At 65.7% G+C, this 23,720-nt stretch carries 23 protein-coding genes; 11 read left to right on the forward strand and 12 right to left on the reverse strand.

From position 1 onward, the window contains the following. The first annotated feature begins 85 nt into the window (after positions 1-85). From GSQ92_RS10440 to GSQ92_RS10455, 4 genes are all read left to right on the forward strand, one after another. Positions 86-1,018, forward strand: coding sequence for a ribose-phosphate pyrophosphokinase (locus tag GSQ92_RS10440; protein ID WP_158801729.1), 933 nt, complete (start codon positions 86-88; stop codon positions 1,016-1,018). Between the two features lie 41 nt (positions 1,019-1,059). Then, positions 1,060-1,644, forward strand: coding sequence for a histidine phosphatase family protein (locus GSQ92_RS10445; RefSeq protein WP_158801730.1), 585 nt, complete (start codon positions 1,060-1,062; stop codon positions 1,642-1,644). A 12-nt stretch (positions 1,645-1,656) separates the two neighbouring features. Beyond that, positions 1,657-2,496 carry an SDR family NAD(P)-dependent oxidoreductase gene (locus GSQ92_RS10450; protein ID WP_158801731.1) on the forward strand — a complete coding sequence of 280 codons (840 nt, stop codon included), beginning with the start codon at positions 1,657-1,659 and terminating at the stop codon, positions 2,494-2,496. A 100-nt stretch (positions 2,497-2,596) separates the two neighbouring features. After that, the gene (locus GSQ92_RS10455) at positions 2,597-3,217 is read left to right on the forward strand and encodes a hypothetical protein (protein ID WP_158801732.1); all 621 of its coding nucleotides are present in this window, start codon (positions 2,597-2,599) and stop codon (positions 3,215-3,217) included. Between the two features lie 75 nt (positions 3,218-3,292). On the opposite strand, the gene GSQ92_RS10460 is transcribed toward GSQ92_RS10455, so the two are convergent. Genes GSQ92_RS10460 through GSQ92_RS10470 form a run of 3 tightly spaced genes read right to left on the reverse strand, consistent with a single transcriptional unit; the run spans position 3,293 to position 6,620 of the window. Next, a complete protein-coding gene (locus GSQ92_RS10460) occupies positions 3,293-4,504 on the reverse strand; it encodes a cyclopropane-fatty-acyl-phospholipid synthase family protein (RefSeq protein ID WP_158801733.1) in 1,212 nt (403 codons plus the stop codon). A gap of 2 nt (positions 4,505-4,506) precedes the next feature. Then, positions 4,507-5,271 carry a DUF1365 domain-containing protein gene (locus GSQ92_RS10465; RefSeq protein WP_158801734.1) on the reverse strand — a complete coding sequence of 255 codons (765 nt, stop codon included), beginning with the start codon at positions 5,269-5,271 and terminating at the stop codon, positions 4,507-4,509. Further along, a complete protein-coding gene (locus GSQ92_RS10470) occupies positions 5,268-6,620 on the reverse strand; it encodes an NAD(P)/FAD-dependent oxidoreductase (RefSeq protein ID WP_158801735.1) in 1,353 nt (450 codons plus the stop codon). The genes GSQ92_RS10465 and GSQ92_RS10470 overlap by 4 nt, the downstream gene beginning before the upstream one ends. Before the next feature lie 114 nt (positions 6,621-6,734). Here GSQ92_RS10470 and GSQ92_RS10475 point away from each other — a divergent pair, with 114 nt between their 5' ends. The 4 genes from GSQ92_RS10475 (at position 6,735) to GSQ92_RS10490 (ending at position 10,085) form a co-directional block, all read left to right on the forward strand. Further along, the gene (locus tag GSQ92_RS10475; RefSeq protein WP_158801736.1) at positions 6,735-7,637 is read left to right on the forward strand and encodes an alpha/beta hydrolase; all 903 of its coding nucleotides are present in this window, start codon (positions 6,735-6,737) and stop codon (positions 7,635-7,637) included. A gap of 29 nt (positions 7,638-7,666) precedes the next feature. Then, entirely contained in the window at positions 7,667-8,464 is a 798-nt protein-coding gene (locus tag GSQ92_RS10480; protein ID WP_158801737.1) for a DUF1295 domain-containing protein, read from the forward strand. Further along, complete coding sequence (locus GSQ92_RS10485; RefSeq protein ID WP_158801738.1) at positions 8,461-9,495, forward strand: cyclopropane-fatty-acyl-phospholipid synthase family protein; 1,035 nt, start codon at positions 8,461-8,463, stop codon at positions 9,493-9,495. The genes GSQ92_RS10480 and GSQ92_RS10485 overlap by 4 nt, the downstream gene beginning before the upstream one ends. A gap of 65 nt (positions 9,496-9,560) precedes the next feature. Continuing rightward, complete coding sequence (locus tag GSQ92_RS10490) at positions 9,561-10,085, forward strand: hypothetical protein (protein WP_158801739.1); 525 nt, start codon at positions 9,561-9,563, stop codon at positions 10,083-10,085. 769 nt (positions 10,086-10,854) lie between these two features. Here the strand turns inward: GSQ92_RS10490 and choX are convergent. Together choX and betC are read right to left on the reverse strand one after the other, a co-directional pair. After that, complete coding sequence (gene choX, locus GSQ92_RS10495) at positions 10,855-11,817, reverse strand: choline ABC transporter substrate-binding protein (protein WP_158801740.1); 963 nt, start codon at positions 11,815-11,817, stop codon at positions 10,855-10,857. 26 nt (positions 11,818-11,843) lie between these two features. Further along, positions 11,844-13,367 (reverse strand): choline-sulfatase, encoded by a 1,524-nt coding sequence (betC, locus tag GSQ92_RS10500; protein WP_158801741.1) that lies wholly within the window; start codon positions 13,365-13,367, stop codon positions 11,844-11,846. A 94-nt stretch (positions 13,368-13,461) separates the two neighbouring features. Between betC and GSQ92_RS10505 the strand changes: the two genes are divergently transcribed. Beyond that, positions 13,462-14,403: a choline sulfate utilization transcriptional regulator gene (locus tag GSQ92_RS10505; protein ID WP_158801742.1), complete on the forward strand. Its 942-nt coding sequence runs from the start codon at positions 13,462-13,464 to the stop codon at positions 14,401-14,403. Here GSQ92_RS10505 and GSQ92_RS10510 read toward each other — a convergent pair. Genes GSQ92_RS10510 through argH form a run of 4 tightly spaced genes read right to left on the reverse strand, consistent with a single transcriptional unit; the run spans position 14,400 to position 19,781 of the window. Beyond that, the gene (locus GSQ92_RS10510; protein WP_158801743.1) at positions 14,400-16,808 is read right to left on the reverse strand and encodes a DUF4175 domain-containing protein; all 2,409 of its coding nucleotides are present in this window, start codon (positions 16,806-16,808) and stop codon (positions 14,400-14,402) included. The two genes, GSQ92_RS10505 and GSQ92_RS10510, sit on opposite strands and share 4 nt — an antisense overlap. Before the next feature lie 52 nt (positions 16,809-16,860). Further along, positions 16,861-18,198: a diaminopimelate decarboxylase gene (gene lysA / locus GSQ92_RS10515; protein ID WP_158801744.1), complete on the reverse strand. Its 1,338-nt coding sequence runs from the start codon at positions 18,196-18,198 to the stop codon at positions 16,861-16,863. Between the two features lie 3 nt (positions 18,199-18,201). Then, positions 18,202-18,357 (reverse strand): hypothetical protein, encoded by a 156-nt coding sequence (locus GSQ92_RS29805; RefSeq protein ID WP_216856804.1) that lies wholly within the window; start codon positions 18,355-18,357, stop codon positions 18,202-18,204. Further along, entirely contained in the window at positions 18,354-19,781 is a 1,428-nt protein-coding gene (gene argH, locus GSQ92_RS10520; protein WP_254065505.1) for an argininosuccinate lyase, read from the reverse strand. Before argH ends, GSQ92_RS29805 begins: the two co-directional genes overlap by 4 nt. Positions 19,782-19,794: 13 nt before the next feature. On the opposite strand from argH, the gene GSQ92_RS10525 reads away from it, so the two are divergent. Both GSQ92_RS10525 and GSQ92_RS10530 read left to right on the forward strand, forming a co-directional pair. Then, on the forward strand, positions 19,795-20,388 hold the full coding sequence (locus GSQ92_RS10525) for a TlpA disulfide reductase family protein (RefSeq protein ID WP_158801745.1): 594 nt from the start codon (positions 19,795-19,797) through the stop codon (positions 20,386-20,388). A 133-nt stretch (positions 20,389-20,521) separates the two neighbouring features. Further along, positions 20,522-21,142 carry a hypothetical protein gene (locus tag GSQ92_RS10530; protein WP_158801746.1) on the forward strand — a complete coding sequence of 207 codons (621 nt, stop codon included), beginning with the start codon at positions 20,522-20,524 and terminating at the stop codon, positions 21,140-21,142. 50 nt (positions 21,143-21,192) lie between these two features. On the opposite strand, the gene GSQ92_RS10535 is transcribed toward GSQ92_RS10530, so the two are convergent. From GSQ92_RS10535 to GSQ92_RS10545, 3 genes are read right to left on the reverse strand one after another with little or no spacing between them, the layout of a single operon-like run. Continuing rightward, the gene (locus GSQ92_RS10535; protein ID WP_174246623.1) at positions 21,193-21,921 is read right to left on the reverse strand and encodes an MgtC/SapB family protein; all 729 of its coding nucleotides are present in this window, start codon (positions 21,919-21,921) and stop codon (positions 21,193-21,195) included. Between the two features lie 3 nt (positions 21,922-21,924). After that, positions 21,925-23,478, reverse strand: a complete 1,554-nt coding sequence (gene mctP / locus GSQ92_RS10540) for a monocarboxylate uptake permease MctP (RefSeq protein ID WP_254065506.1) — start codon at positions 23,476-23,478, stop codon at positions 21,925-21,927. Next, positions 23,475-23,702, reverse strand: a complete 228-nt coding sequence (locus GSQ92_RS10545; protein WP_158801747.1) for a DUF3311 domain-containing protein — start codon at positions 23,700-23,702, stop codon at positions 23,475-23,477. Before GSQ92_RS10545 ends, mctP begins: the two co-directional genes overlap by 4 nt. Positions 23,703-23,720: the final 18 nt, after the last annotated feature.

A 23,720-nucleotide genomic window follows, 5' to 3' on the forward strand; every position in this document is an offset into this window, starting at 1 on the left:
TTGACATCCTTTACGCTGCGTGGACACCCCGCTTACGGGTTGATAGAAGCCGCCCCGCCGACCCGCACGCTCCGGAATCCGCCCAATGAAAATCGTCGCCTGCAACAGCAACCGCGCCCTCGCGGAGGCTGTGGCCGCCGCGCTGAACCTGCCGCTGACCAAGGCCTCCGTCCGCCGCTTCGCGGATATGGAGATCTTCGTGGAGATCCACGAGAACGTCCGCGGCGAGGATGTCTTCGTGGTGCAGTCCACCTCCTACCCCGCCAATGACAATCTGATGGAACTGCTGATCACCCTGGACGCGCTGCGGCGCGGCTCGGCCCGGCGGGTGACGGCGGTGATCCCCTATTTCGGCTATGCGCGGCAGGACCGGAAATCGGGTCCGCGCACGCCGATCAGCGCCAAGCTGGTCGCCAATCTGATCACTGAGGCCGGGGCCAATCGCGTGCTGACGATGGATCTGCATGCCGGGCAAATCCAGGGCTTCTTCGACATCCCCGTCGATAACCTCTACGCCGCCCCGCTTTTCGCGCGCGACGTGAAGGAGCGTTACGCCGGGCGCGATCTGATGATCGTCTCGCCCGATGTCGGCGGCGTGCTACGCGCCCGGTCGCTCGCCAAGCGGCTCGATGTCGATCTCGCCATCATCGACAAGCGGCGTGAGCGGGCCGGCGTTTCGGAAGTGATGAACGTCATCGGTGAAGTGGCCGGCCGCGACTGCATCCTGGTCGATGACATCGTCGATTCCGGCGGCACGCTGTGCAACGCCGCCGCCGCGCTGATCGCCGAGGGCGCGCGTTCCGCCAGCGTCTATACCACCCATGGCGTGCTCTCGGGCGGCGCGGTCGCGCGCATCGCCTCCTCGCCCATCGAGATGATGACGATCACCGATTCGATCCTGGCGACCGAGGCCGTGCGGCTGGCAAGCAATCTGCGCCAGGTCACCATCGCGCCGCTTCTGGCCGAGGCGATGCGCCGGATCTCCGACGAGAGTTCGGTCAGTTCGCTGTTTGATTGAGGGGCGCGCGGTCGCTTGCTCGGCTTTGTGAAGGACCACCGATGACGCTCATTACCCCGACCGCCTTCTGGTTCCTCCGCCATGGCGAGACCGACTGGAACGCTCAGGATCTGAGTCAGGGTGACATCGACATTCCGTTGAACGCAAAGGGCCGGGAGCAGGCGCTATCCGCCGCCGCCCTGGTGAAGGGCCATAAGATCGCGACCATCATCTCATCTAGTCTGTCTCGCGCGCTCGATACGGCGCAGGCGGTGTCGGATGCCATCGGCGTGCCGGTCCAGAGCGATGACGGGCTGCGCGAGGTGAAGTTCGGCGAGCAGGAAGGCAAGCCGATGGGCGACTGGTACGACGACTGGATCGCCGGAACCTATACGCCGGAGCGCGCAGAGCCTTTCGCCGTGCTGCGCGAGCGCGCAGTCGTCGCCGTCAATCGCGCCTTGGACAATCCGGCGCCGGTCCTGGTGGTGGCGCATGGCGCGCTGTTCCGGGCGCTGCGCTCCGCCATGGGGTTGCAGCCGAATGTGCGGACGGCGAATGCCGTGCCTATTTACTGCGAGCCGCCCGCCGCCGCCGGCCAGCCCTGGACGCTGCTGCCGGTGAACTCGGCCGGACCGGCCAAGAGCTGAGGGAGAGACTTCATGGCGCATGTAGCGATCGCGGCCGGCAAGACCGCGGTCATCACGGGTGCCGCGAGCGGCATCGGCCTGGCCGCCGCGCGGCGTTTCGCGCGGTTGGGGATGAATGTCGTGCTGGCGGACCTCCCTGGCGAGGCGCTGAACCAGGCGCACGCGGCGGTGTCCGATGAGGCCGCCGGCTCGGAAATTGTGGCGATTCCTACGGACGTGTCGCGCCCCGACGACGTGGAGGCGCTGCGCGAAGCGGTGGAGGCGGGTTTCGGGTCCGTAAGCCTGCTGATGAACAATGCCGGCTCCGGCGCCAATCCGGGGCGGTCCTGGGAGAATCCAGAGGGCTGGCGCAGGCTGCTCGACACCAATCTTTGGGGCGTGATCAACGGTGTCCAGGCTTTCCTGCCAGGCATGATCGGCTCCGCTGAGCCGGGTCTCGTCATCAATACTGGCTCGAAGCAGGGCATCACCTTGCCGCCGGGCAATAGTGCTTACAACCTGTCCAAGGCCGGGGTGCGCGCCTTCACCGAAAGCCTTGCGCATGAGTTGCGGAACACCGACGGCGCGCGGATCAGCGCGCACCTGCTCATCCCCGGCTTCACCCATACGGGCATGACAGGGGGCGCCACGAAGCCCGACGCAGCCTGGACGCCCGATCAGGTGGTCGATTTCATGCTGGCGAGTCTGGAGCGCGGGGATTTCTACATTCTCTGCGCTGACAACGCGGTGCCGCGCGCGGTGGACGAGAAGCGCATGCAGTGGATGGCCGACGACATCATCCGCAACCGTCCGGCGCTGTCACGCTGGCATCCGGACTACGCAGCGGAATTCTCGGCTTTCGTCGAATCGTAAAGGTGGAGTTCTCTCGGGCGGAACGATTCGGCTGAGATTTCAGCCCGGATTAACTTTGACTGCGTAGACCCTCCGACCTCAGCTTGGTCGGGAGGTTGCGGTGGCTATTGGTGGAACTGGCAGGGCGAATGCTCCGACTAAGCAACCATTGAAACTTGACGGTACTGCCAAAAATTTTCAGCCCGGCTCACCTTCTGGAATAAATGAGAAGGACGGGATACATCGATTTCACGACCCATTAGGCAAGCCCACGCCGCACTCCAGCCGCAGGGGTGCCGAGCATGCCATGAAGGAAATGGCCAAGACCACCCGGCAGAATTGCCTAAAGATTGTGCCCAAACCTGGATCGAGCGCTATCCTGGAAGACGGCCTGAAGCTTCTGCATACATTGCCATTTCCCGATGTGAACCAGTTTGGATCGAAAGCTCCGTATCGGGTGAGCCATGAACTCGATGGCAGTCTCAAGTTTACCTCGGCTAAAGCAGCGCCACCGGGTGAGAAAAACGATACCCTCACGCTCAAACCCGATGGTGAGATCAGTTATGCGGCCGGCCCTCATCGAATGGATCCCAAACTCAATCCTGCCCAAAGGGATCTGAATGCGAAACACAACATGCTGAGAATGTTTTGTGCCGCGACAAACAGGAAAGTCGCCGAGCCGACTGGGATATTCAGATTGGGCGCAGCACTGCAGGGGCTAGGACGGAAATTCCGGAAGTAGGGCTCCCACTCAAAATTCCTCAGGCCTGAAGAGCGTTCCCGCGGTCGTGGGCCAGCGAGCGATTTTCGTCGGCGTCTACGCCGGATTCGTCACCCGGTATAGCGCGACGTCGATCGCTCCCGCGCGGAAACCAGCCTCGCAATAGGCGAGATAGTAGTCCCATTTGCGGCCGAATATCTCGTCCAATCCAGAGGCGCGCAGCCGGGGCCAGGCATCGTGGAAGCGGCGGCGCCACTCGGCGAGGGTGCGGGCGTAGCTAAGGCCGAAGGTCTCCACCGTGTCGAGCGATAAGCCGGCGCCACCGATTTGTCTTTGCATGATCGAGGGTGTCGGCAGCATGCCGCCGGGGAAGATATAACGCTGGATGAAGTCGGGACTCCGTAGATAGGCGCTGAACTTTTCATCGGCGATGGTGATGACCTGCAGCACGGCAACGCCACCGGGCGCCAGGCAAGCGCGCAGCTTGGCGAAATAGGTCGGCCAATATTTCACCCCGACCGCCTCCAGCATCTCGATCGAGACAATGCGGTCGTAGACAGTGTTCACGTCCCTGTAGTCCTGGAGCCGTATTTCCGCTTTCGGACCAGGAGTGGAGAAGCGCCGTTGTGCATAGTCGAGCTGGGCTGGCGACAAGGTGATGCCCGTCACATCACACCCGCGCGCACAGATCCGTTCCGCGAGTCCGCCCCAGCCGCAGCCGATTTCCAGCACGGTCTCGGCACCCGTCACACCCAGGTGGCGCAACACGCGGTCCTGCTTGATTTCCTGCGCTTCCTCCAGGGATTGATGCGGGTCCGTAAAGAGTGCTGAGGAGTAGCTCATGCCACGATCAAGCCAGCTCTCGTAGAAGTCGTTGCCGAGATCATAGTGAGACACGATGTTCCGCCGGCTGCCACGTTTCGTATTCGCGTGCCACCGATGCATCACACGATTCAACAGACGCATCGCGGTGGTTCCAGTGATGCTATCGCCGAGCGCATCCTGGTTGCGTGCCGCAAGCTCGATGAGCGCGGGCAAATCCGGGCTGGACCAGTCTCCGTCCATGAAAGCCTCGGCGAAGCCTACATCGCCGCCGAGCACGAGTTGCCGCAGCGCGCGCCAGCGATGCAGGAAGAGCGTCGCTTCGGGTCCCGACCCTGCGCCGGCGCCGACAAGCTCCTCGCCGGACGGCAGCCGCACGGTCACTTGTCCCAGTGCGAGCTGGCGCAGCAACCGGGTGAGGAACAAGCGGCCGATCCAGTCGCCACGCACCGTAGGAGCGGATCCGAGAATTGCTGTTTGAGACATGCTCAGGCGCCTACGAAAGTCACAGCCGCGACAGGCGCCGCGGGGCGTGGGTGATAGCCGGCGCGCTTGCGCCAGATCCGCAATGCTTCCCAATGAATGCCAGTCACAACCTTGAACCCGAGGAGCGGCGCACGCACAAAGGCCCTCAGCAACGAACGGTCGGTAAGGGGTTCGCGGCGGCCTGACAGGCTGGCGGTAATGAGCCGTCCCTGAGCACCGATCCCCTCGATGGAGACGGAAACGAGAGGGCCGGGCGGGAGAACGCGGAAACGATATTCCATCTCCATCGGCATGAAGGGTGAGACGTAGAATACCTTGCGGCAGCTCTGGCGAATGACGCGGTGAGCGCCCTCGGTGGGGATGAGATAGGCGTGCCGCTGGCCGAAGGTGTTGTTCACCTCGTAAAGAACGGCGACGATCGCGCCGTCCGACCCATGGCAGAAGAAAACACTTAGCGGATTGAAGGCGTGGCCCAGGACGCGCGGCATGGCCAGCACGCAGATCGCACCGTCGGCCGCTAGACCCGCCAAGGCACATTGGCCGCGCACCCAATCGGCGAGACCGGTCCGCGTCCCGGCGCCGTGGTCGCTCTGTCGAAAGCTGAAGAGGTTGAACCGGTCGACCGAGAACAATTGCAAACCGTGATCGAGATCCGCCAATTCGTCGAGATCGAGCAGCAGCGAGAAGATGCGGTAGCGCAGCCGGTGCAGGCGCGGCCTGAAACGCTGGTGGATGACGAGCCCGGCATAAAGCGCGGAGTGGCTCATGATATGCCTGCCGCGACAGGCGTTTTCGCCTTTAGACGAATGCGGCCGGATTCATCGTCACACGCCCAAGGCCGTCGAACGTTGCCGAGGGCTTCGGCCACGGCGAGGCCCGCTTGCAGACCATCCTCATGGAAGCCCGCGCCGAACCAGGCGCCGCAGAACCAGGTGCGCCGGACGCCTTGCAGACTCCACAAGTCGCGCTGCGCCGCGAGCGCCGCGCGGTCGAAAAGCGGGTGCGTATATTGCTCGGTATGGAGAATCGTTCCGGCGGCGGGCGGTCGCGGCGGGTTGAGTGTGAGGAAATAATCGCACGGTCCGGGCAGCGCCTGGAGCCGGTTCATCCAATAAGTGACGAAGGGCGGCCCGCCTGCATCACCCGATTCCATGAAATTCCAGCTCGACCAGACGCGCCGGCGGCGCGGCATCAGCGTCGCATCAGTGTGCAGCACCGCGAGGTTGCGCGTATGGCCGAAAGCACCGAGCAGCGCGGTCTCTCGCTCATCGGGATCCGCCAGCATGGCAAATGCCTGATGAGCGTGGCTCGCGATCACAACATGGTCATGCCATGCGACCTCTCCGGCGATATCCTCGATCCGCACCGCATCCTGGGTGCGCGCCACGGAGCCAATCCGCCGCGCGAGATGGATTGGGCCCGAGACGCCATCGACAAGCCAACGCAGGTAGTTGCGCGCGCCGCCAGCAACGGTGCGCCATTCCGGCCGTCCCGAAACGCGCAACAAACCGTGATTGGCGCAAAAGCGGATAAAGGCGGCGGCGGGATAGTCACCGATCGCGGCGGTCGGTGTCGACCAGATGGCAGCGGCCATCGGCAGCAGATGGTCGTCACGGAAGGCAGCGCCATAGCCGCCTTCGATCAAGTATTCGTCGAGGGTGAGATCGAGCGCTTCCATCCGGGCGATATCGCGTGGCGCCTGGCGGTAGAAGCGCAGCAGGTCGCGCATCATCGCCCAGAAGCGTGGCCGGATCACATTTGCCTTTTGTGCGAGAAGCCCGCCGAGATCGGTGCCTGCATATTCGAGCGCGCCCGCGTGACGCGAGACGGCGAAGGACATCTCCGAGGGCTGCGACGCGACGCCAAGATGCGCGAGGAGTGCTGTGAAATTCGGATAGGTCGCCTCGTTATAGACGATGAAACCAGCATCGACGGCGATGCCGGGCGCGCCGCTGGGCGTCAGCGTATTGGTGTGGCCGCCGAGGCGATCGGCGCCCTCGTAGAGCGTCACGCGATGACGTTTGGACAGCAGCCAGGCGCAGGAAAGTCCTGCGATGCCCGAGCCGATGACGGCGATGTCCAAAGGGCTGTCATGAAGGCCGGGGCCAAGTTGCATCCATCCATCCTGCCGCTAACCACCTGACTACGGCTTGGAGGCTGCTTCGGATGCATGTGGTGTCGGCGCGAGAACTTGCTCGTTATCCCCGTCTCGCGGCCTATCTCTGGTCCCATGGCAATCGATACAGATACGGCGCCGCCGACCCGTGGCCGGATTGGCCGGCGGATCCTGACACTTGGCGGCCTTGGCGGCCTTGGCGCCGCGCTGAGTGCTTGTTCGCCGTTAAAGGTTCTGAACGGGCTGGCGCCGGGGCGGCGCGTCGCGCAGGGGTTGCCTTTTGGAGCTGGGCCGCGGCGGACGCTCGATGTCTACAGCCCAGCACGGCGAGACCCGGCGCCGATCGTCGTCTTCTTCTATGGCGGCAGTTGGGATAGCGGCGCGAAGGAGATGTATCGCTTCGTCGGAGGCGCTCTCGCCGCCCGGGGTTGCGTCGTGGTGATCCCCGACTATCGGGTCTATCCGGCAGTCCGCTATCCCGACTTTCTGGAAGACTGCGCCGCCGCTTTCGCCTGGGCCGCGACGAACGGCCATGCCTATGGCGGCGCTGGCAGCCCCTTCCTTATGGGCCATTCCGCCGGCGCGTATAACGCGGCGATGCTGTCTCTTCAGACAGACTACCTGGCGGCAGCGGGCGCGCCGGTTCCGGCCGGTATGATCGGCCTCGCCGGGCCATACGACTTCCTGCCGCTGCATGACGCGGAGCTGGAGAAAATCTTCGGTCCGAACCCCACCCCGCCCGCGACTCAGCCGATCAACCATGTCGACGGCCGCAATCCGCCGATGCTGCTGCTTGCCGGCACCAAGGACACGGATGTCCTGCCGCGCAATACGACGCGCCTCGCCGCGCGCATCCGGGCCGCTGGCGGGCCGGTGGCGGATCGGCTCTATCCCGGGGTCGATCATCGCGAGATCGTCGGCGCGATCGGCCAGCCCTTTCGCTTTTTGGCGCCGACCCTGCGAGACAGTCTCGCCTTCATCGCCGATCCTGCATCCGTAGCGCGCCGCGCCGCGTAGGCTGGGCAACTTGTGAGTTCCTGAATTTCATGACGATTTTACTAGTCGCGGTGCTGGTCGCCTGCAGCCTGGCGATGGTTTTCGCCTGGGTTGTCCAGCAAAGAAGCGGCAATAGCAGCTGGGTCGATGTCACCTGGACCTTTGGCACTGCTCTTGCGGGCATCGTGCTGATCCTGGGGCCCACCGCGCCTAGCCATTGGACGACGCGGCAATTGGTGGTGAGCGCCATAGCGGCGGCTTGGGCGGCGCGCCTCGGCGGCCATATCCTGCGGCGCGCGCTGCAGGGCCACGACGATCCGCGCTATGCGCAGCTCAAGAAGGATTGGGGGCCGAGCTACCGCTGGAAGATGTTCGGCTTCTTGCAGATGCAGGCTGCGAGCGTGTTCGTTCTCGGTGTCGTCATCATGCTCGCCGGACGGAATCCCGCGCCTGGTTTTGACTGGCTCGACTCCGATGCCGTTCTCCTTGCCGTCGCCGCGATCCTCGGCGAGGCGATGGCGGACCGGCAGGTTCATCGCTTCCGCCAGGATCCGGCCAACAAAGGCCGCATCTGCGATGTCGGCCTCTGGGGCTGGTCGCGCCATCCCAATTATTTCTTCGAGTGGCTGATCTGGGTCGCCTATGCGCTATTCGCGGTGGCGGGCCTCGGCTGGGCCTGGGGCTGGCTGGCCTGGATCGGGCCGGTGGCGATGTATCTCGTGCTGGTGCATGGTTCGGGCATTCCGCCAACCGAGGCCCATATGCTGCGCTCCCGCGGCGACGCATTTCGGGACTATCAGCGGCGGGTGAGCAAGTTCCTCCCGCTGCCACCGAAAGTCCGCGCATGAGCCTCGCCACATTCGCCGCCAGCGCCGCCGAGCGATGGCCGCTGCCTGATGCGCTGAGCCGCCTCGGTATCAGCATGATGGTCGGCCGCACGCGCCGCAAACTGGCAGTCATTGGCGATCGCGATGCTACTTTTGCCGCTCGGATGGGCGCCTTCCCGATCGCCGAACATGCCGACGCCGCCAATACGCAGCATTACGAGGTTCCGGCCGCGTTCTTCGCCGAGGTGCTGGGGCCGCGGCGCAAATATTCGAGCTGCCTCTACCCCACCGGGCGGGAGACTTTGGCCGAGGCTGAGGAGCGCGCTTTAGCCGAAACCTGTGCGCATGCGGCGCTGGTCGATGGGCAAGAGATTCTGGAACTGGGTTGCGGCTGGGGATCGCTCACGCTTTGGATGGCGGAGCACTATCCGGCGGCGCGCATCACCGCCGTTTCCAATTCGGCCTCCCAGCGCGCGTATATCGAGGCGGAAGCGGCGCGGCGAGGTTTCTCGCATGTCCGCGTCATCACCGCCGATATGAACGACTTCGCGCGAGATTTCGCGCCCCTCGCCAAATTCGACCGCATCGTCTCGGTCGAGATGTTCGAGCATATGGCCAATTGGCGCCCGCTCTTCGCGGCGATGCGGCGCTGGCTGCGGCCGGAGGGGCGGGCGATGATCCATATCTTCGCCCATGCCCGCGCGCCCTATCGCTTCGAACTCGGCGACAAGGCGGACTGGATCGCGCAGCATTTCTTCACCGGCGGCATCATGCCGAGCCATGGCCTCATCCGGCAATTCCCCGACCTCTTCGCGGTCGAGCGCGAATGGCAGTGGAGCGGGACCCATTACCGCCGCACGGCGGAGGATTGGCTGGCCAATTTTGATCGCAACCGCGCGAAGATCGAGGCGATCCTGCGGCCGGTCTATGGTGCCGACACCGCGCTGTGGCTTCGCCGGTGGCGGCTGTTCTTCCTCGCGACCTCCGGGCTTTTCGGCCATGACCGAGGCCGTCCCTGGGGCGTCAGCCACTACCTGCTGCAACCGGCATAACCGCTCCGCACAGGGCGAGCCCGACTGGGTTCACGTTTATGCTGCACTGCGATAAACTCGCGCGGATGAGAGTTGCGATTCTTTCCCTGCTTCCGCTCCTGGCGCTCGCCGGCTGCGGTTACGGCAATGCCCGGACGGCCCATGCGGCGCAGAGTGCCATGGTCGGCATGTCCTCGGCCGATCTCTTCGCCTGCGCCGGTCCGCCGGACAAGGTCACGCGGCTCAGTCCGTCCGCCGAGATCGACAGTTACGATTACAAGCCGCCGACCTCGACCGGCCTCGGCGTCACGTTGCCGCTTAGTCTCGGCGGGTTGACGCTTGGCAGCAGCGGAGGCGCCTGCTCGGCGATCATGCGAGTCGTGAACGGGCATGTGACCGAAGTGCACTATGCCGGCAGCACGGACGAAGCGGTCGGCCAGGATGGCACTTGCGCGCCGGTGGTGCGCGGCTGCATGAGGCAGCCTGAACCGACGATGAAGCCGTTGGAGCAGGTTTACGATCAGGCGTCGGCCTATCATTCTCCAGCGGTACCGCCACAGCCACCGGCCGCCGAAATCGTGACGCAGCCGGCGTTGACGACTTCGCCTTGAGCATCGCGCTCATCTAAGGCTCGTTTAATGTCCGTCACAGACAGTTCGAGGTCCCCGGACTGTCTCAGCAAGTCCCTTATCAACTGATCAAGTACGCTCTTCGGAAATGTGTAGCGCCCGAATGGGAGCGTCGCAACAAAACCCGCGGCTCGCGATCGTGCGACGAATGACGGCGCCCGGGGGATTCAAGTTCGACCTGGCCAGCACCATATCCTGGAAGAGCAAAGGCGGGACGTACACACCCGGCAAGATCTCGAACTCTTGGCCACAGTGCCGCCCGGTAATTGCACTCATCTCGAGTCGCTCCTTGTTCGACTGCCGACGCCATGCGCCGTGCTGACGGCCGCTCGCTTGCCGAATGGACTCCGTGGCGACGCCGTCAGCCAGCAAGAAACGCTTGTTAGATTGTCGCTAATAGTATGGACGTCCCAATATTCTCGAACATCTCCTTGTTAGGACCGCGCTAGCGCGTGATGACTTAATATCGAGCCGCGCCCCTACGATCCCGTCATGGCACGCGAAGGCGTGCCATCCACGTCTTCCTTTGGCGCCTTACGCAGAGGCGTGGATGCTCGGCCTTCGAGCATGACGTGGAGGAATGAGCACGGTTTAGACCGAAGGCAACGCCCGCGTTCGACACCGATCCCGGCGAAACTACCCGCCGTAGCGGGCCAGCAACGCGTAGACCACTAACAGCATCACACTGACGAGGATCGCCGCGACGATGGCGCCGAAGCGGGGCTCGGCGCCTTTAATGTTCGGTCTCACATCACCCACCAATGCCAAGTGAGGTTTTTACCGCCGGCAGTCCTGGCTTGCCGTCCTGCGTGGTGACGCCATCGAGCCAAGTCGCGAGCAGCTCGGGATGCGCCTTGAGATAGGCCGCCGCCGCTTGGGTTCCCGTTTGTCGCTCGTTATCGATTGCGTTCATCATCATGTTTTCAGCCGGGATGCTGAAAGTAAGCTGGCTGAAGAGATGGGCGAGATTGGGGCAGGCCTGCGCGAAGCCGCTGCGTGTTACGGTATTGACGGTCGCGCCGCCGAAGTTGGGGCCGAAATAGTCGTCGCCGCCCGCGAGATAGGTGAGGTTGAACTTCGTGTTCATCGGATGCGGCGCCCAGCCGAGGAACACGACCCAGCGCTTATGCGGCACGTCGCGTGAAACCTCAGACAACATGCCCTGCTCGGAGGACGGCACGACCTTCCAGCCGCTCAGCTTGAGCGCCGGGTTGTCGATCGCCTTCTGGATGTTCTGGTTGCCCGGCGAGCCGGCGTCGATGCCGTAGATCTTGTGGTGAAATTCCTCGCCATGCGCCGCGAGATCCGCGAAGCTCTTCACGCCGCCGGCCGCGACATAATCGGGCACCGCCAAGGTGTATTTCGCACCATCGAGATTCTGGTGCAGCACGTCGATCTTATTGGCCGCCACGAGCGGTTTCGTGAAGTGATCCTGCGCCGGTGCCCAGTTGCCGAGGAAGACATCGGACTGGCCGTTGCTCAAAGCCTGATAGGTGATCGGCACGGAGAGAGTCTCGATCTGCTGCTTGTAGCCGAGGCCCGTCAGCAAAAGCTCCGCGATTCCGTTGGTGGATTGGATATCGCTCCAGCCCGGTGTCCCCATGCGCACGGTCGTGCAACTCGCCGGATCCGCTGCGCGCGCCGAACTGGAAGCGACCGCCGCGACACCGAGAGCGGCGAAAGCAGTAGAAGCGAGCAGGCGAGAAAGGCGCATCGCGGATCTCCTGTTCGTGTTGTGCGTCAGTTGGTCGCAGGTGTGACACGCGGGAAGCGCGCCATGGCTTCGAGATCATCAAGCTTCATGTGGTTCCGCATATAGGATTGGCTGGCGTCGCGTTTCGGTTCGAAATCCCAGGGGTGGTATTGGCCCTGGTTCAGCGCATCCGACACCAGCCGCCGCCGCTTCTGGCTTGCGAGCACATCCTGTCGCAGCGTTTCCAGATTCCACCGGCGCGCGATTTCCTCACGAAAACCGGCAACGCGCGGATCTTGGGGTGCCAGGTTGTGGCGCTCGTCTGGGTCGGCCACGAGATCGTACAGCTGGTCAGGATCGGTCGGGCAGTGGATGAATTTGAGCGCGCCACGGCGGATCATCACCATCGGCGCGGTGACGCCCTCCGCACAGTATTCGCCAATGGCCTCGCCCGCATCGTCCGGCGCACCCTCGCAGTAAGGCAGCAGGCTGCGACCATCAGGCGTAGTCGCATATTCGGGCTCCCGCCCCTCCCCCGCGATGGCCGCCAAGGTCGGCAACACGTCGAGGAGAGAGACCGCGGCCTTTACGCGCCGCGCGGTGAAACGACCGGGCGCATGGACAATCATCGGAATGCGAGACGCACCCTCGTGGAAGTTCATTTTGAACCAGAGACCGCGCTCGCCAAGCATCTCGCCGTGGTCAGCGAGAAGCATGACGATCGTATCTTCCGCCAGCCGCGCGTCACGCAGCGCCACGAGAAGTGCGCCGACGTGATCGTCGAAATAGGAGACAGCGCCGTAATAGGCATGACGCGCGTCGCGGATCTGCGCCTCGGTCACATCCTGCAAATCCTGACCACATACATGGCGCAGCCGCGCCGCATGCGGATCGCGCTCGGAATTGGCAGCCGGGACGCGCGGCATGTCGATTTCTTCGCGGCGGTACCGTGACCAATACGGGTCGGGGATCGTGAAGGGATCATGCGGATGGGTCATCGAAACGACCATGCAGAACGGCCGGTCGTCGCGATCCCGCGCGATGTCATAAAGCTTCTGCCGCGCGGCGAAGCCGACCTCCTCGTCGAAATCCATCTGGTTGGTGCGCACGCAGAGACCGGCCTGCGTCACGCTGTCCATGCTGTGATACCAGTCGGGCCGCTCCTCCGGCCGCGTCCAGTCGGGGGTCCAGCCGAAATCGGCGGGGTAGATGTCGGTCGTGAGCCGCTCCTCGAAGCCGTGGAGCTGGTCGGGGCCGCAGAAATGCATCTTGCCCGCGAGGATCGTACGGTAGCCGTCGGCCCGCAGGTAATGCGCGAAGGTCGGCATCTGGGAGGGGAACTCGACGGCATTGTCGTAGGCGCCGGTGGAGGAAGGGAACTGCCCGGACATCAGGACGGCGCGTGAGGGCGCACAGAGCGGGCTGTTGCAATAGGCCGCCTCGAAGACCACGCCCTCGGCGGCGAGCCGGTCGAGGAAAGGCGTGCGCGCAACTCCGTTGCCATAGGCGGGAAGCGCCCCGGCTGTCAGCTGGTCGGCCATTAGGATGAGGATATTTGGCCGCTTCCGCACACTTTTGCCCTGTCGTCTCGAAACGCTGCACTATCAGCCACAAGCAACCGTTTGGTGAAGTCAACCATTACTTATGGTGATATAAGCACCACTGATGCCAAGCCGCCGGGCCCTACCACCCCTGCATCGCCTCGCGGCTTTCGAGGCGGCCGCCCGGCTGCTCAATTTCAGCCTGGCGGCGCAGTCGCTCGGCATGACTCAGTCGGCGGTGAGCCAGCAGGTGCTTTCGCTGGAGGAAGCTCTCGGCCGCCCGCTGTTCCAGCGGCTGCACCGCGGCGTGCGGCTGACCGAGGCGGGAGCCACACTCCTGGAAGCTGTGACCCGTAGTTTGGATGGGATCGCCGATGTCATCGCTATGCTGCGCCAGGAAGTGGCGCGCTCGACGCTCACCATCGCGACGGATTTCGGCTTCGCGTCATTCTGGCTAATGCCACGGCTACACGCCCTCGCAGACGCCCTGCCCGGCGTCGAGGTGCGGATCGTGACGTCACAGCTCGCGCCAAACGCACCAGCGGAAGATGCCGATATCACGATCCTCTTCGGCGATGGCGAGGGCCGCGGCGTCGTCATGCTATTCGGCGAGAGCGTGCGCCCGGTCTGTAGCCCGGCCTTCCTGGCGCAACATGGCGGAACAGGCCGGGATTGGCGGATGCTCGATTGGTCCCGCTTGCCGCTGCTCCATCTCGATGCACCGGACCCTGTCCGTTGGCTACGCTGGGCGGACTGGTTCGCGGGCCACGGTCTACCGCCTCGGAGTAGCCGGGACCGGTCGCTACGCTTCAACACCTATCCGCTGGTGGTGGAGGCGGCGCTGCTCGGCGAGGGTGTGGCGCTGGGGTGGGAGCCACTGGTCGACCGGTTGTTGAACTCGGGCGCCCTGGTGCCGGTGATGACGGAAGCGGTAGTGACCGGCCGAGGCTATTGCCTTGCCGAAGCGCCGCGCGGGAGAAGCAACCCCGCGACGCTCGCCTTCCGCGCCTGGCTGCTGACGGAATGCGCGGCGGGAATCAAAGCCTCGGCGCATGCACGCCCTTAGAAAGGCTGAAGTAGCCGGTCGATGTAGTCGAGTTCGGGCTGCGGGCGATCGTGCTCGCCGGCGCGGCGGCGGAGATCTTGGAGAATGGCGCGCAGTTGGGCCTCCGGCGACCCCTGCGGCAGGTTGAGATCGGCGCCAAGGCTCACGCCAGCGCCGGTCTGAAGGGGCCGCCCAAAAGGATCGGTCGGGCCGGAGGCGCCCCCGAAGCCTTCCTCCGGCAGGTCGCCCGGCTGCGAACCCATGGCTCCCTGGCCGGCGCCGCTGATCACCGTGCCGCCGGATTGCGCCGCCAGTTGACGGCCCAGGCGGCCGATCGCGCTTTGCAGACCTCGCATCGCCTGACCCTGGTCATTCGCGGCAATGCCATCGGCGCCCCCTTGCAAGGCGTGGGTCGCATCACCCATCGCGTGGCCGGCGGCGCCGAGGCTGGGGTCGCGGCGGCCAGCAAGCAACGATTGCAGCGCATGGTGCAGAGCGTCCTGTGCCGTCGCATCCTGGTGCTGGCCGTGCGTGTCGTTGCTTTCGGATTCGGCGCGGCGATTGGCGCGATCCATCAGCCCCGCCTGGCGATGCAGCATGGCCTGCAGCGCCGCCAAATCATGCTCCGCCCGGCGCCGCGCCGCTTCGCGCGCGGGATCCGGAGGCTGAACGCGGGCTTGTTCGAGCGAGCGCAGACTACGCTCCAGCGACGCGAGCGACTGGCGCATCGCCTGCGCGTCACCGGCACGCGCCGCCGCCTCCATCTGCCGCAGGGTCTGCGCCAGGGCGCCCATGTCGAGGCGCGGCGAATCGGGCGGCGTGGTGATCTCGCCGCCCTGCCGCTGCGCCATCTGCATGAGCGCCGAAAGATGTTGCAGCAAGGCGGCGCGCACCGCCTGCATGAGCTTCGACAGCTCTGTCGCGTTGGGAGCATTCTTGGCCTGGAGCGCTTTGCGCAAGGCGTCCTCGGCGGCGCGGAGCGATTGCGCGGTCTCGGCGGCGGGCCCCTGCTCGAAATGCAGCGCCACCTGCCACAGCTCGTCGGTCACGCGATTGATCTGGCTGGTGCTGGTGTCGAAGCGTAGCGCCCAGCCGACATCGGCCAGCGCCAGCGACCCGGCGGCCGGGCGGCCGGCCACCGCGGCGGCGGCACCGACCTTGAGTGCGGCCTCTCCCACCGTCGAAGCGTGCTCCGGCGCCGCGACCAGCAGGCGGCGCAGCGCCGCCGCCTGGCGCGCGAAGGGATCCGAGAAGCGCCGCTCCGGCAGGATCAGCATCACATTGCCCGTCGAGCCGGCCTGGCCGAGCGCGTCCTTCGCCACGAGACGGAGGGAGACCGGCAGGCCGGCCCAGCTGTTGGTCGAGAAGTCGATCGACTGCACGCCCTTTGGCGCCGTGGCCGAGCCATCGGGCAAGGCGATCGGCACCACCAGAGGCGGCGCTTGCGGCCGTGTCGCCAGCCGGGCCTCGAATTGCAGCGAGGTAACGCCGTAGTCATCCCCCCCGCGCCAAGCCAGACGCAAAGCGGTGGGGTTGTCGGTATCCGCTACCGGCGGCGCGACGAAAGCCACGTTCGGCGGGCGGTCGGGTATGACCTCGAGCTGCCATCGGGCCAACCGATCCCCGTTGCCGCGCAGAAGCAGCGGGCCGCTGGCCGCCAACATGGTCTCCGCCTGATAGGCGCCGGTGTCGAGGGCGCGGAAACCGGCGACCGGCGACCCGTCGCGGCGCAGCACCGGCGGCTTGCGGGTTCCCGCGACCGTCACTGTCAGGCGCGAACCGGCGGGCGCGGCGAAGGCGAGGATCTGCGGCGACACGAGGAAGGGCGCACGGCCCGTATAGGCGGGCGGCGTAACCCAGGCGGTGACGGTCGGCGGCGGCCCGCCGAAATGGGCGAAGGCAAAGTCGAGCGTGAAGGCGCGGCCCAGCCGTCCGGTGATCTGCGGTCCTGCAATAACCACGGCGGCGACAAGGGCCACGACAAGGGCGCCGCGCAAGGCCATGTGGTCGCGCGCTGCCAGGCCGGGACGCGGCAGGCCCAGCCGCAGGCGGCGGAGTTCGCGGCGGCTCCGGGCCTGATGCGCCAGCCACAAAGCTTCCGCCACGCGGTCCTGTTGCGCGGGACGGTCACGGAGGGCGGCCATCGGGGAGTGGCGCAGACCGGAGTCTCGCTGGAGCCGCGCCTCAGCCTGCGCGCGTCCCGGCCAGCGGAAGCGTCGGAGGCCCCAGCCTAGAACGCCAAGCGCGACAATCGCGCACACTAGAAGAAGGAGCGTGTTGAGCGATGGGCCGAGACGTTGCGGCAGATCGAGCAATGCGGCCAAGAGATACAGGCCGAGGATCCCGGCGGGTGGCCATAGAACGGGCCAGAGCCGCTCGAAGATGAGCACGGCCTGTGCGCGGCGCCGCCAGCCTCCGGGGCTCACGCTTCGAGGCTCCGCTTTGGAGCCGGCAGAATTAGGGGCGGGGCTGCCCGCGTCACCGCTCGCCCGCTATCCAATCGGGCACAGTTTCGCGCGACCACAAGTCGGCGATCTGCTGGCGGGGCGTGATCACGCTCCAGCGCGGGCCATCGACCAGGGCGGCGGCGGCGAAGGGGCGCGCGTTGTAGGTCGAGCTCATCACCGCACCATAGGCCCCGGCATCGAGGATCGCCACGAGATCGCCCGCTGCGAGCGGCGGCAGCGCACGGTCACGCGCGAAAGTGTCGCCGCTCTCGCAGACCGGCCCCACGACATCGACCAAAGCGAGCGGCGCCGTTTCGGGCGTCACCGGCACGATCGCGTGCCAGGCCTCGTACATCGCGGGGCGGATGAGGTCGTTCATTGCGGCATCCAGGACCACGAAACGGCGCGTCCCGGTCTGCTTCACCAGCACCACGGAAGCGAGCAGCAGCCCCGCCGGTCCCACCAGCCAGCGGCCCGGCTCAACCATGAGATCAAGGCCGAGGCCACCAAGCTGTTCGGCCAGCACCGCGGCGAAGGCATCCAGCGGTGACGGTGTGGCGGCGCCATAGGCGATCCCAAAGCCGCCGCCACAATCGACACGGTTGACCGCGTGACCACCTTGCCTAAGCGCCCGAACAAGGTCGGCGACGCGCCGATAGGCGGCGGCATAAGGCGCGGGCGAAAGGATTTGGCTGCCGATATGAACGGCGAGACCGACCGGATTGAGACCCGGCAGCGCGGTCGCGCGGGCATAGGCGGCGGGGGCATCCTCCCAGGCGATGCCGAATTTATTGTCGGCACGGCCGGTGGTGATCTTGGCATGGGTCGCCGCATCGACATCCGGATTGACCCGCAGCACGACATCGACCTGGCGGCCCTGCTCGGTGGCAACCACAGAAAGCATCGCGAGTTCTTCGACGCTCTCGGCATTGATCTGCGCGATCCCCTCGCCCACCGCGAGGCGAAGATCGGCGAGGGTCTTGCCGACGCCGGAGAAAACGATGTGGGCCGCAGGAATCCCAGCGTGACGCGCGCGAATCATCTCCCCCGCGCTCACCACGTCGGCGCCAGCACCCGCCTGGGCGACAAGCGTCAGGATCGCCTGATGGTCGTTCGCCTTCACCGCATAGTGAATCTTGGCTGCGGACAGCCCCGCCCCGTCGAGCGCGGCGCGCAGCGTGGCGAGGCGGTCGCGGAAGGTGCCAGCGCCATAAACCCAGGCCGGCGTGCCGAGTTCGGCCGCGATCTCGGCCAAAGCGACGCCCTCGAAATGTAGCCCCGCCGCGCTCAAGTCCCGCAGGGGCGGCCGGGTGGCGATCAGGGCGGCGCGATCCGGTTGGCCGGGCTCGGGCTGGTCGATATCGGCCATCGGCTAATCCGAGGGGTAAAGGTGCGGGTAGAAAATCTTGTCGGGCGGGCCCGGCGGCGAAGGCGAACCCATCTTCCCGCAAGCGGCGAGAGCCAGCAGCGCCACACCCCCCAGCACCAACGCGATGCGTCTCGCCTGAACCGTCATCCCCGACCTCACCCCAGGATCTCCTGCCACCGAGCGGCTTGCCTCGCGACATTGGCCGGCGCCGTGCCACCAAAGCTCGTCCGCGAGGCGACCGAAGCGGCCACCGTCAGCACGCCATAGACCGCCTCGGTTATCCCAGGCTCAACAGATTGCATATCGGCGAGGTCGAGTGCGGCGAGATCGATGTCCCGCGCCTCGGCCAGCGCCACCAGCCGGCCGGTGACGTGATGGGCTTGGCGGAAGGGTAGTTTCAGCGTCCGCACCAGCCAGTCGGCGAGGTCGGTCGCGGTCGCGTAGCCCTGCCCGGCGGCCGCCGCCATGCGCGCAAGCTCCGGCGTCATGTCCCGCACCATCCCGGCGCTGGCGGCGAGGCTGAGGGCGAGTGCGTCGGCAGCCTCGAAAACCGGCTCCTTATCTTCCTGCATGTCCTTGGCATAGGCGAGCGGCAGGCCTTTCATCACCGTCAGCAGAGCCACCAGAGAGCCCGCCATGCGGCCGGTCTTCGCCCGCACCAATTCGGCAGCGTCCGGATTGCGCTTCTGCGGCATGATCGAACTGCCGGTGGTGAAGGAGTCCGACAGGCGGATGAAGCGGAAAGGCGCGCTGCACCAGATCACAACCTCCTCCGCGAAGCGCGACAGGTGCATGGCGCAAATCGCGCCCGCCGCCAGGAACTCCAGCGCGAAATCGCGGTCCGAGACGGAATCGAGCGAATTAGCGGTCGGGCGGTCGAAGCCGAGTTCGGCGGCGGTCTCCTCCCGGTCGATCGGGAAGGAGGTGCCGGCGAGGGCCGCGGCACCCAGCGGGCATTCGTTGAGGCGGCGGCGGCAATCCGCCAGCCTGCCGCGATCACGCGCCAGCATCTCGACATAGGCCAAGAGGTGATGGCCCAGCGTCACTGGCTGCGCCGTCTGCAAATGGGTGAAGCCCGGCATGGGGTCGGCCGCGTGTTCAGCCGCGCGCCCCGCCAGCACCCGCATGAGGTCCTCGACTTGCAGGGTCAGCCCATCGATGGCGTCCCGCACCCAAAGGCGAAAATCTGTCGCCACCTGGTCGTTGCGGCTGCGGCCGGTATGGAGGCGACGGCCGGCATCGCCGATCCGGTCGGTCAGCCGCGCCTCGATATTCATATGGATATCCTCGAGCGCCGCCTCGAACGGGAACCGCCCCGCCTCGATCTCGGCGGCGATGGCATCGAGCCCGCCGGCGATGGCGCGCTCATCGGCGGAGGAAATGACCCCCGCGCGGGCCAGCATCGCGGCATGCGCGCGTGACCCGCGAATATCCTGGCGCCACATGCGTTGATCGAAACCGATCGAGGCATTGATGTCGCTCATGATCCGCGCCGGCCCCTCGGCGAAGCGGCCGCCCCATTGGGCATTGGCCTCCGATCCGTGCGAAGCTTGGTGCGGTCGCGGCTGAGTGCTGTCGTTCAAGGAGCCTGATCCAATGCGCTTGAAGGTTTCGCGCCGCGCGGCGCTTCGTCTCGGCGGCTTGCTGGCCGGCGGTGTCGCCGGGGGGTTTAGCACGCGCCCGGCCGCCGCACAGTCGCTCGGCGATATCTCTGGGCTGGAGACCGTGCCGCCCGGCCAGTCGCTGCCGCCCTTCCAGTTCTACACGGCCGACAACAAGGTGCGGACGCTGGCCGATTACCGCGGCCAGGGGGTGGTGATCAATCTATGGGCGACCTGGTGCGGCCCCTGCACCGCCGAGCTGCCCACCATGGACACGCTGGCGCAAACGCTGGCGAAGGACGGCATCGTGGTGCTGCCGGTCTCCTCCGATATCGGCGGAGCGACGGCGGTGCAGGGCTTCTACCGCAGCCACGACATCCGCCATCTGCCGGTGCTGCTCGACCATAACAGCGCCATCCTGCAGGCGTGGCAGGTGCCCGGCATCCCGGTAACGGTGATCTTCGACCGGGCGGGCCATCCGAAGGCACGGCTGATCGGCGGCGCCGATTGGGGCACCGAGGAGGCGGCCGCGAAGGTGCGGTCGTTGTGCGGACCGGATCTGGCGAAGGCGGCAGACGTTCGGATTTAGACGCCAACGACGCCCGGCTGGGTCAATCGTCCTGCAATCTTAGCTTCTAAAGCCCTCAGCTCTTCGATTAGCTTTCGAGGCCGGAAAACTTCGGCTTAGATTACAGTCGTTTCGAAGATTTAAGGGGAATGTGGTGACTCCAATTTTCAGATCGGTGGCTTTGGCAGGTCTAGTGGCCTGCTTCGGCCTTGGCGGCATTCAGGCCAGCCGGGCGGCGCAAGCCGTCTTGACGGACCCGCTGACATCCTGGCCGCTGAATTTCGGTGCCCAGGGCACGAGCATGATGCTGAAGGATGGCTTCGTGCACATCACCATGCCGACCTCCGGGGTCAACTGGGCGACCTATGCCGGGTTCAACTTCACTGACCAGGATTCGAGCGTCACGATCACGCCGAAGACTGCCGGCAGCGATGCCGGGCTGATCTTCTGGGCCACCGGGCCGAGCGACTTCTACTTCTTCGGCGTCTCGGATACCGCCGGAACCTTCGGCATCTATCGCCATGTCGCCGCCACCGGCTGGCAACCCATCGTGCCCTTCATGGCGAACCCGAACGTCAAAACCGGCGCTACCGCGGTGAACACGCTGCGGCTCGTCACCAAAGGCAATCTCGTCTCGCTCTTCGTCAACGGGCAACCGATCGGCAAGCTCCAGATCCAGGCGCCTCCCACGGGCGGCACTGTCGGAATCATCGGCGAGGGCAGCGCGAAGGCTCCGTTTGACTATGCCTATTCGAATCTCTCGGTAAGCCAATAGGCGTCGGCACGGTCGCGGAAGCCTGCATCAGCCGGTGCGGGCTTTCCCGCCTAGACCGTCCCCATGCCCTGCGGTTTCCAACTCACCGCCTGCACTTTCGGGAGCGCCGCGAGGACGCGCAGGAAAGCTGGCCCCGCCGGACTACGAACCAATCCCGTGCACCGCAGCTCGTAGCAATGCTCGCTGTAGCCGGCCGTCGGCGCGTGGGTCACTGACTCGCGCGCAACCCAGTAACCGTCGGCGGAGAAGCCCGCGATGACCTGCGGCTCGGTCGTGGCATCGGCTTCGCTGTCGATGGTTACGGTGAGCGTCGCGCGGTGCTCGCGATGTACGAAGACCTCGACGCGCTTCAGGCCCCATAGCGCGAGCAGCGCCAGAACCGTCGCGGCGATGCCCAGCACCAATTGGCCGCCGCCAAGGCAAAGCCCGATGACGGTGACGATCCAGAGCGTCGCGGCGGTGGTGACGCCCTGCACCAGGTCGCCCCGGCGAACAATCGCGGCGGCGCCCAGGAAGCCCATGCCCGAGAGGATACCGAGCGGCAGCCGCATCAGGTCGAGCATCACGAAGGAGCCGTCGGGCCGCCCCGCCAGTGGCAGCAGCAGATTCGCCTGGATCATCGCGACTGAAGCGGCGAGGCAGACCAGCAGAGTCGTGCGCAGCCCGGCGGGCCGGCCGTGTTCGTCCCGGTTGATGCCGATCAGCAGCCCCGCCGCCACCGTCAGCGCCAGCCGCAGCGTCAGGTCGCCGGGCGTGACGACGAGGGGCATCGGCTGCATCGGCTAGAAGCCGAAACGGGCGGCGGGGTCGCGGGCCGCGGCCTCCGCGCTGCGGAAGGCGTTGAGGATCGCGCTCAGAACGATGGCGACGGCGAGGTTCACGATCAGCCCGTACAGCGCCGCATAACCGGGCGCGGTGAAGGCGCCGAGATGCAGCGGGAAAATCGCGGTCTTGAAATGGGTCGAGGCGGCCATCGCGGTGCCGACCACCATGCCGCAGGCCCAGCCCAGCAGCAGTGCCCCCGGCCGCAGCCGCCAGCGCGACAGGCCGAGGAAGACCGACGGCAAAGTCTGGATGATCCAGATGCCGCCCAAAAGCTGGAACTCGATCGCCGCCGTCGCCGGCAATGCCAGGATGAAGATCAGCGCGCCGAGCTTGACGAGGAGCGAGACCAGCTTCGCCATGCTGGATTCCTGCGCATCGGTCGCGTTCGGCTTGAGGTAGGTCTTGTAGATGTCGCGGGTGAAGATATTGGCGGTGGCGATCGACATGATCGAGGCCGGCACCAAGGCGCCAATGGCGATGGCAGCGAAGGCGACGCCGACGAACCAGGACGGGAAAGCCGACAGGATCAGCGCCGGCACCGCGAAGTTCGGGCCGTAGTGGCGGAAACCGGCGGCGAATTGTGGCGCATGGCCCACGCCATAGGCCAGCGCCATGAAGCCCAGCATGGCGAGCAGGCCGAGGATGAAGGAATAGGCCGGCAACAGCATCGCGTTCCGCTGCAGCACGCGGCCGCCGCTGGCGCTCAAAGCCGCCGTCATCGAATGCGGATAGAGAAACAACGCGAGCGCGGAACCGAGCGCAAGGGTCGCATAGGCGCCGTAGCTGCCGAGGGTATGTGCCGTCGGCACCGGCAAAGTGAGCTTCGCCGCTGGGACCGCCGCGAAGATATGCGCCCAGCCGCCGAGCTGCATCGGGATCACGACGACCGCGACGATGACCGTCGCATAGATCAGCACGTCCTTGACCATGGCGATGATCGCCGGCGCGCGCAGCCCGCTGGTGTAAGTGAAGGCGGCCAGCACGAGAAACGCGACGAATAGCGGCACATCTGCCATGATACCGGAGCCCGAAAGTCCCAAGGCCGCGATCACAACCTGCATGCCGACGAGCTGCAACGCGATATAGGGCATCGTCGCCAGGATGCCGGTCACCGCGACCGCCAGGGACAAGGCACGGCTGTCGAAACGCCCGCGCACGAATTCCGGCGCGGTGAGATAGCCGTGCTGTTTGCAGATCCGCCACAGGCGCGGAAACACCATGTAGAACAGCGGATAGACGATCACCGTGTACGGCACGGCAAAGAAGCCGATCGCTCCGGCGCTGAACACCAAAGCCGGCACGGCGACGAAAGTATAGGCGGTATAGAGATCGCCGCCGAGCAGGAACCACGAGACGACCGTGCCGAAGCGCCGTCCGCCCAGCCCCCATTCGTGGAGCGTGTCGAGGTCCCCGCGCCGCCATCGGGCGCCCATGAAACCCATGACCGTGACGAGAAGGAAAAGAGCCAGAAAGACGACGATCGCCACCGGCTGGAGTGCGAGTTCGCTCACCCCTCATCCTCCGAAGGGCCAGACCTTCTTCGCTCGAAGAGAAAAACCAGCCCGATGATGGCTGAGGAAAGCGGCACCCAGAGGAGCTGATACCAATAGAAGAAGGGAAAGCCCCACAGCGCCGGGCCGGTGCGATCGAAGCTCGGCACCCAGAGGACGGCGATCACCGGCACGGCGAGAAGAACCCGCCAGGCAGTGGCGCGGGTTGGACCTGGGCTTTTCATTAGGCGTCCTCCGGCTAG

This window comes from Acidisoma sp. S159, from assembly GCF_009766125.1.
In the GTDB taxonomy this organism is placed as follows: Bacteria; Pseudomonadota; Alphaproteobacteria; order Acetobacterales; family Acetobacteraceae; genus Acidisoma.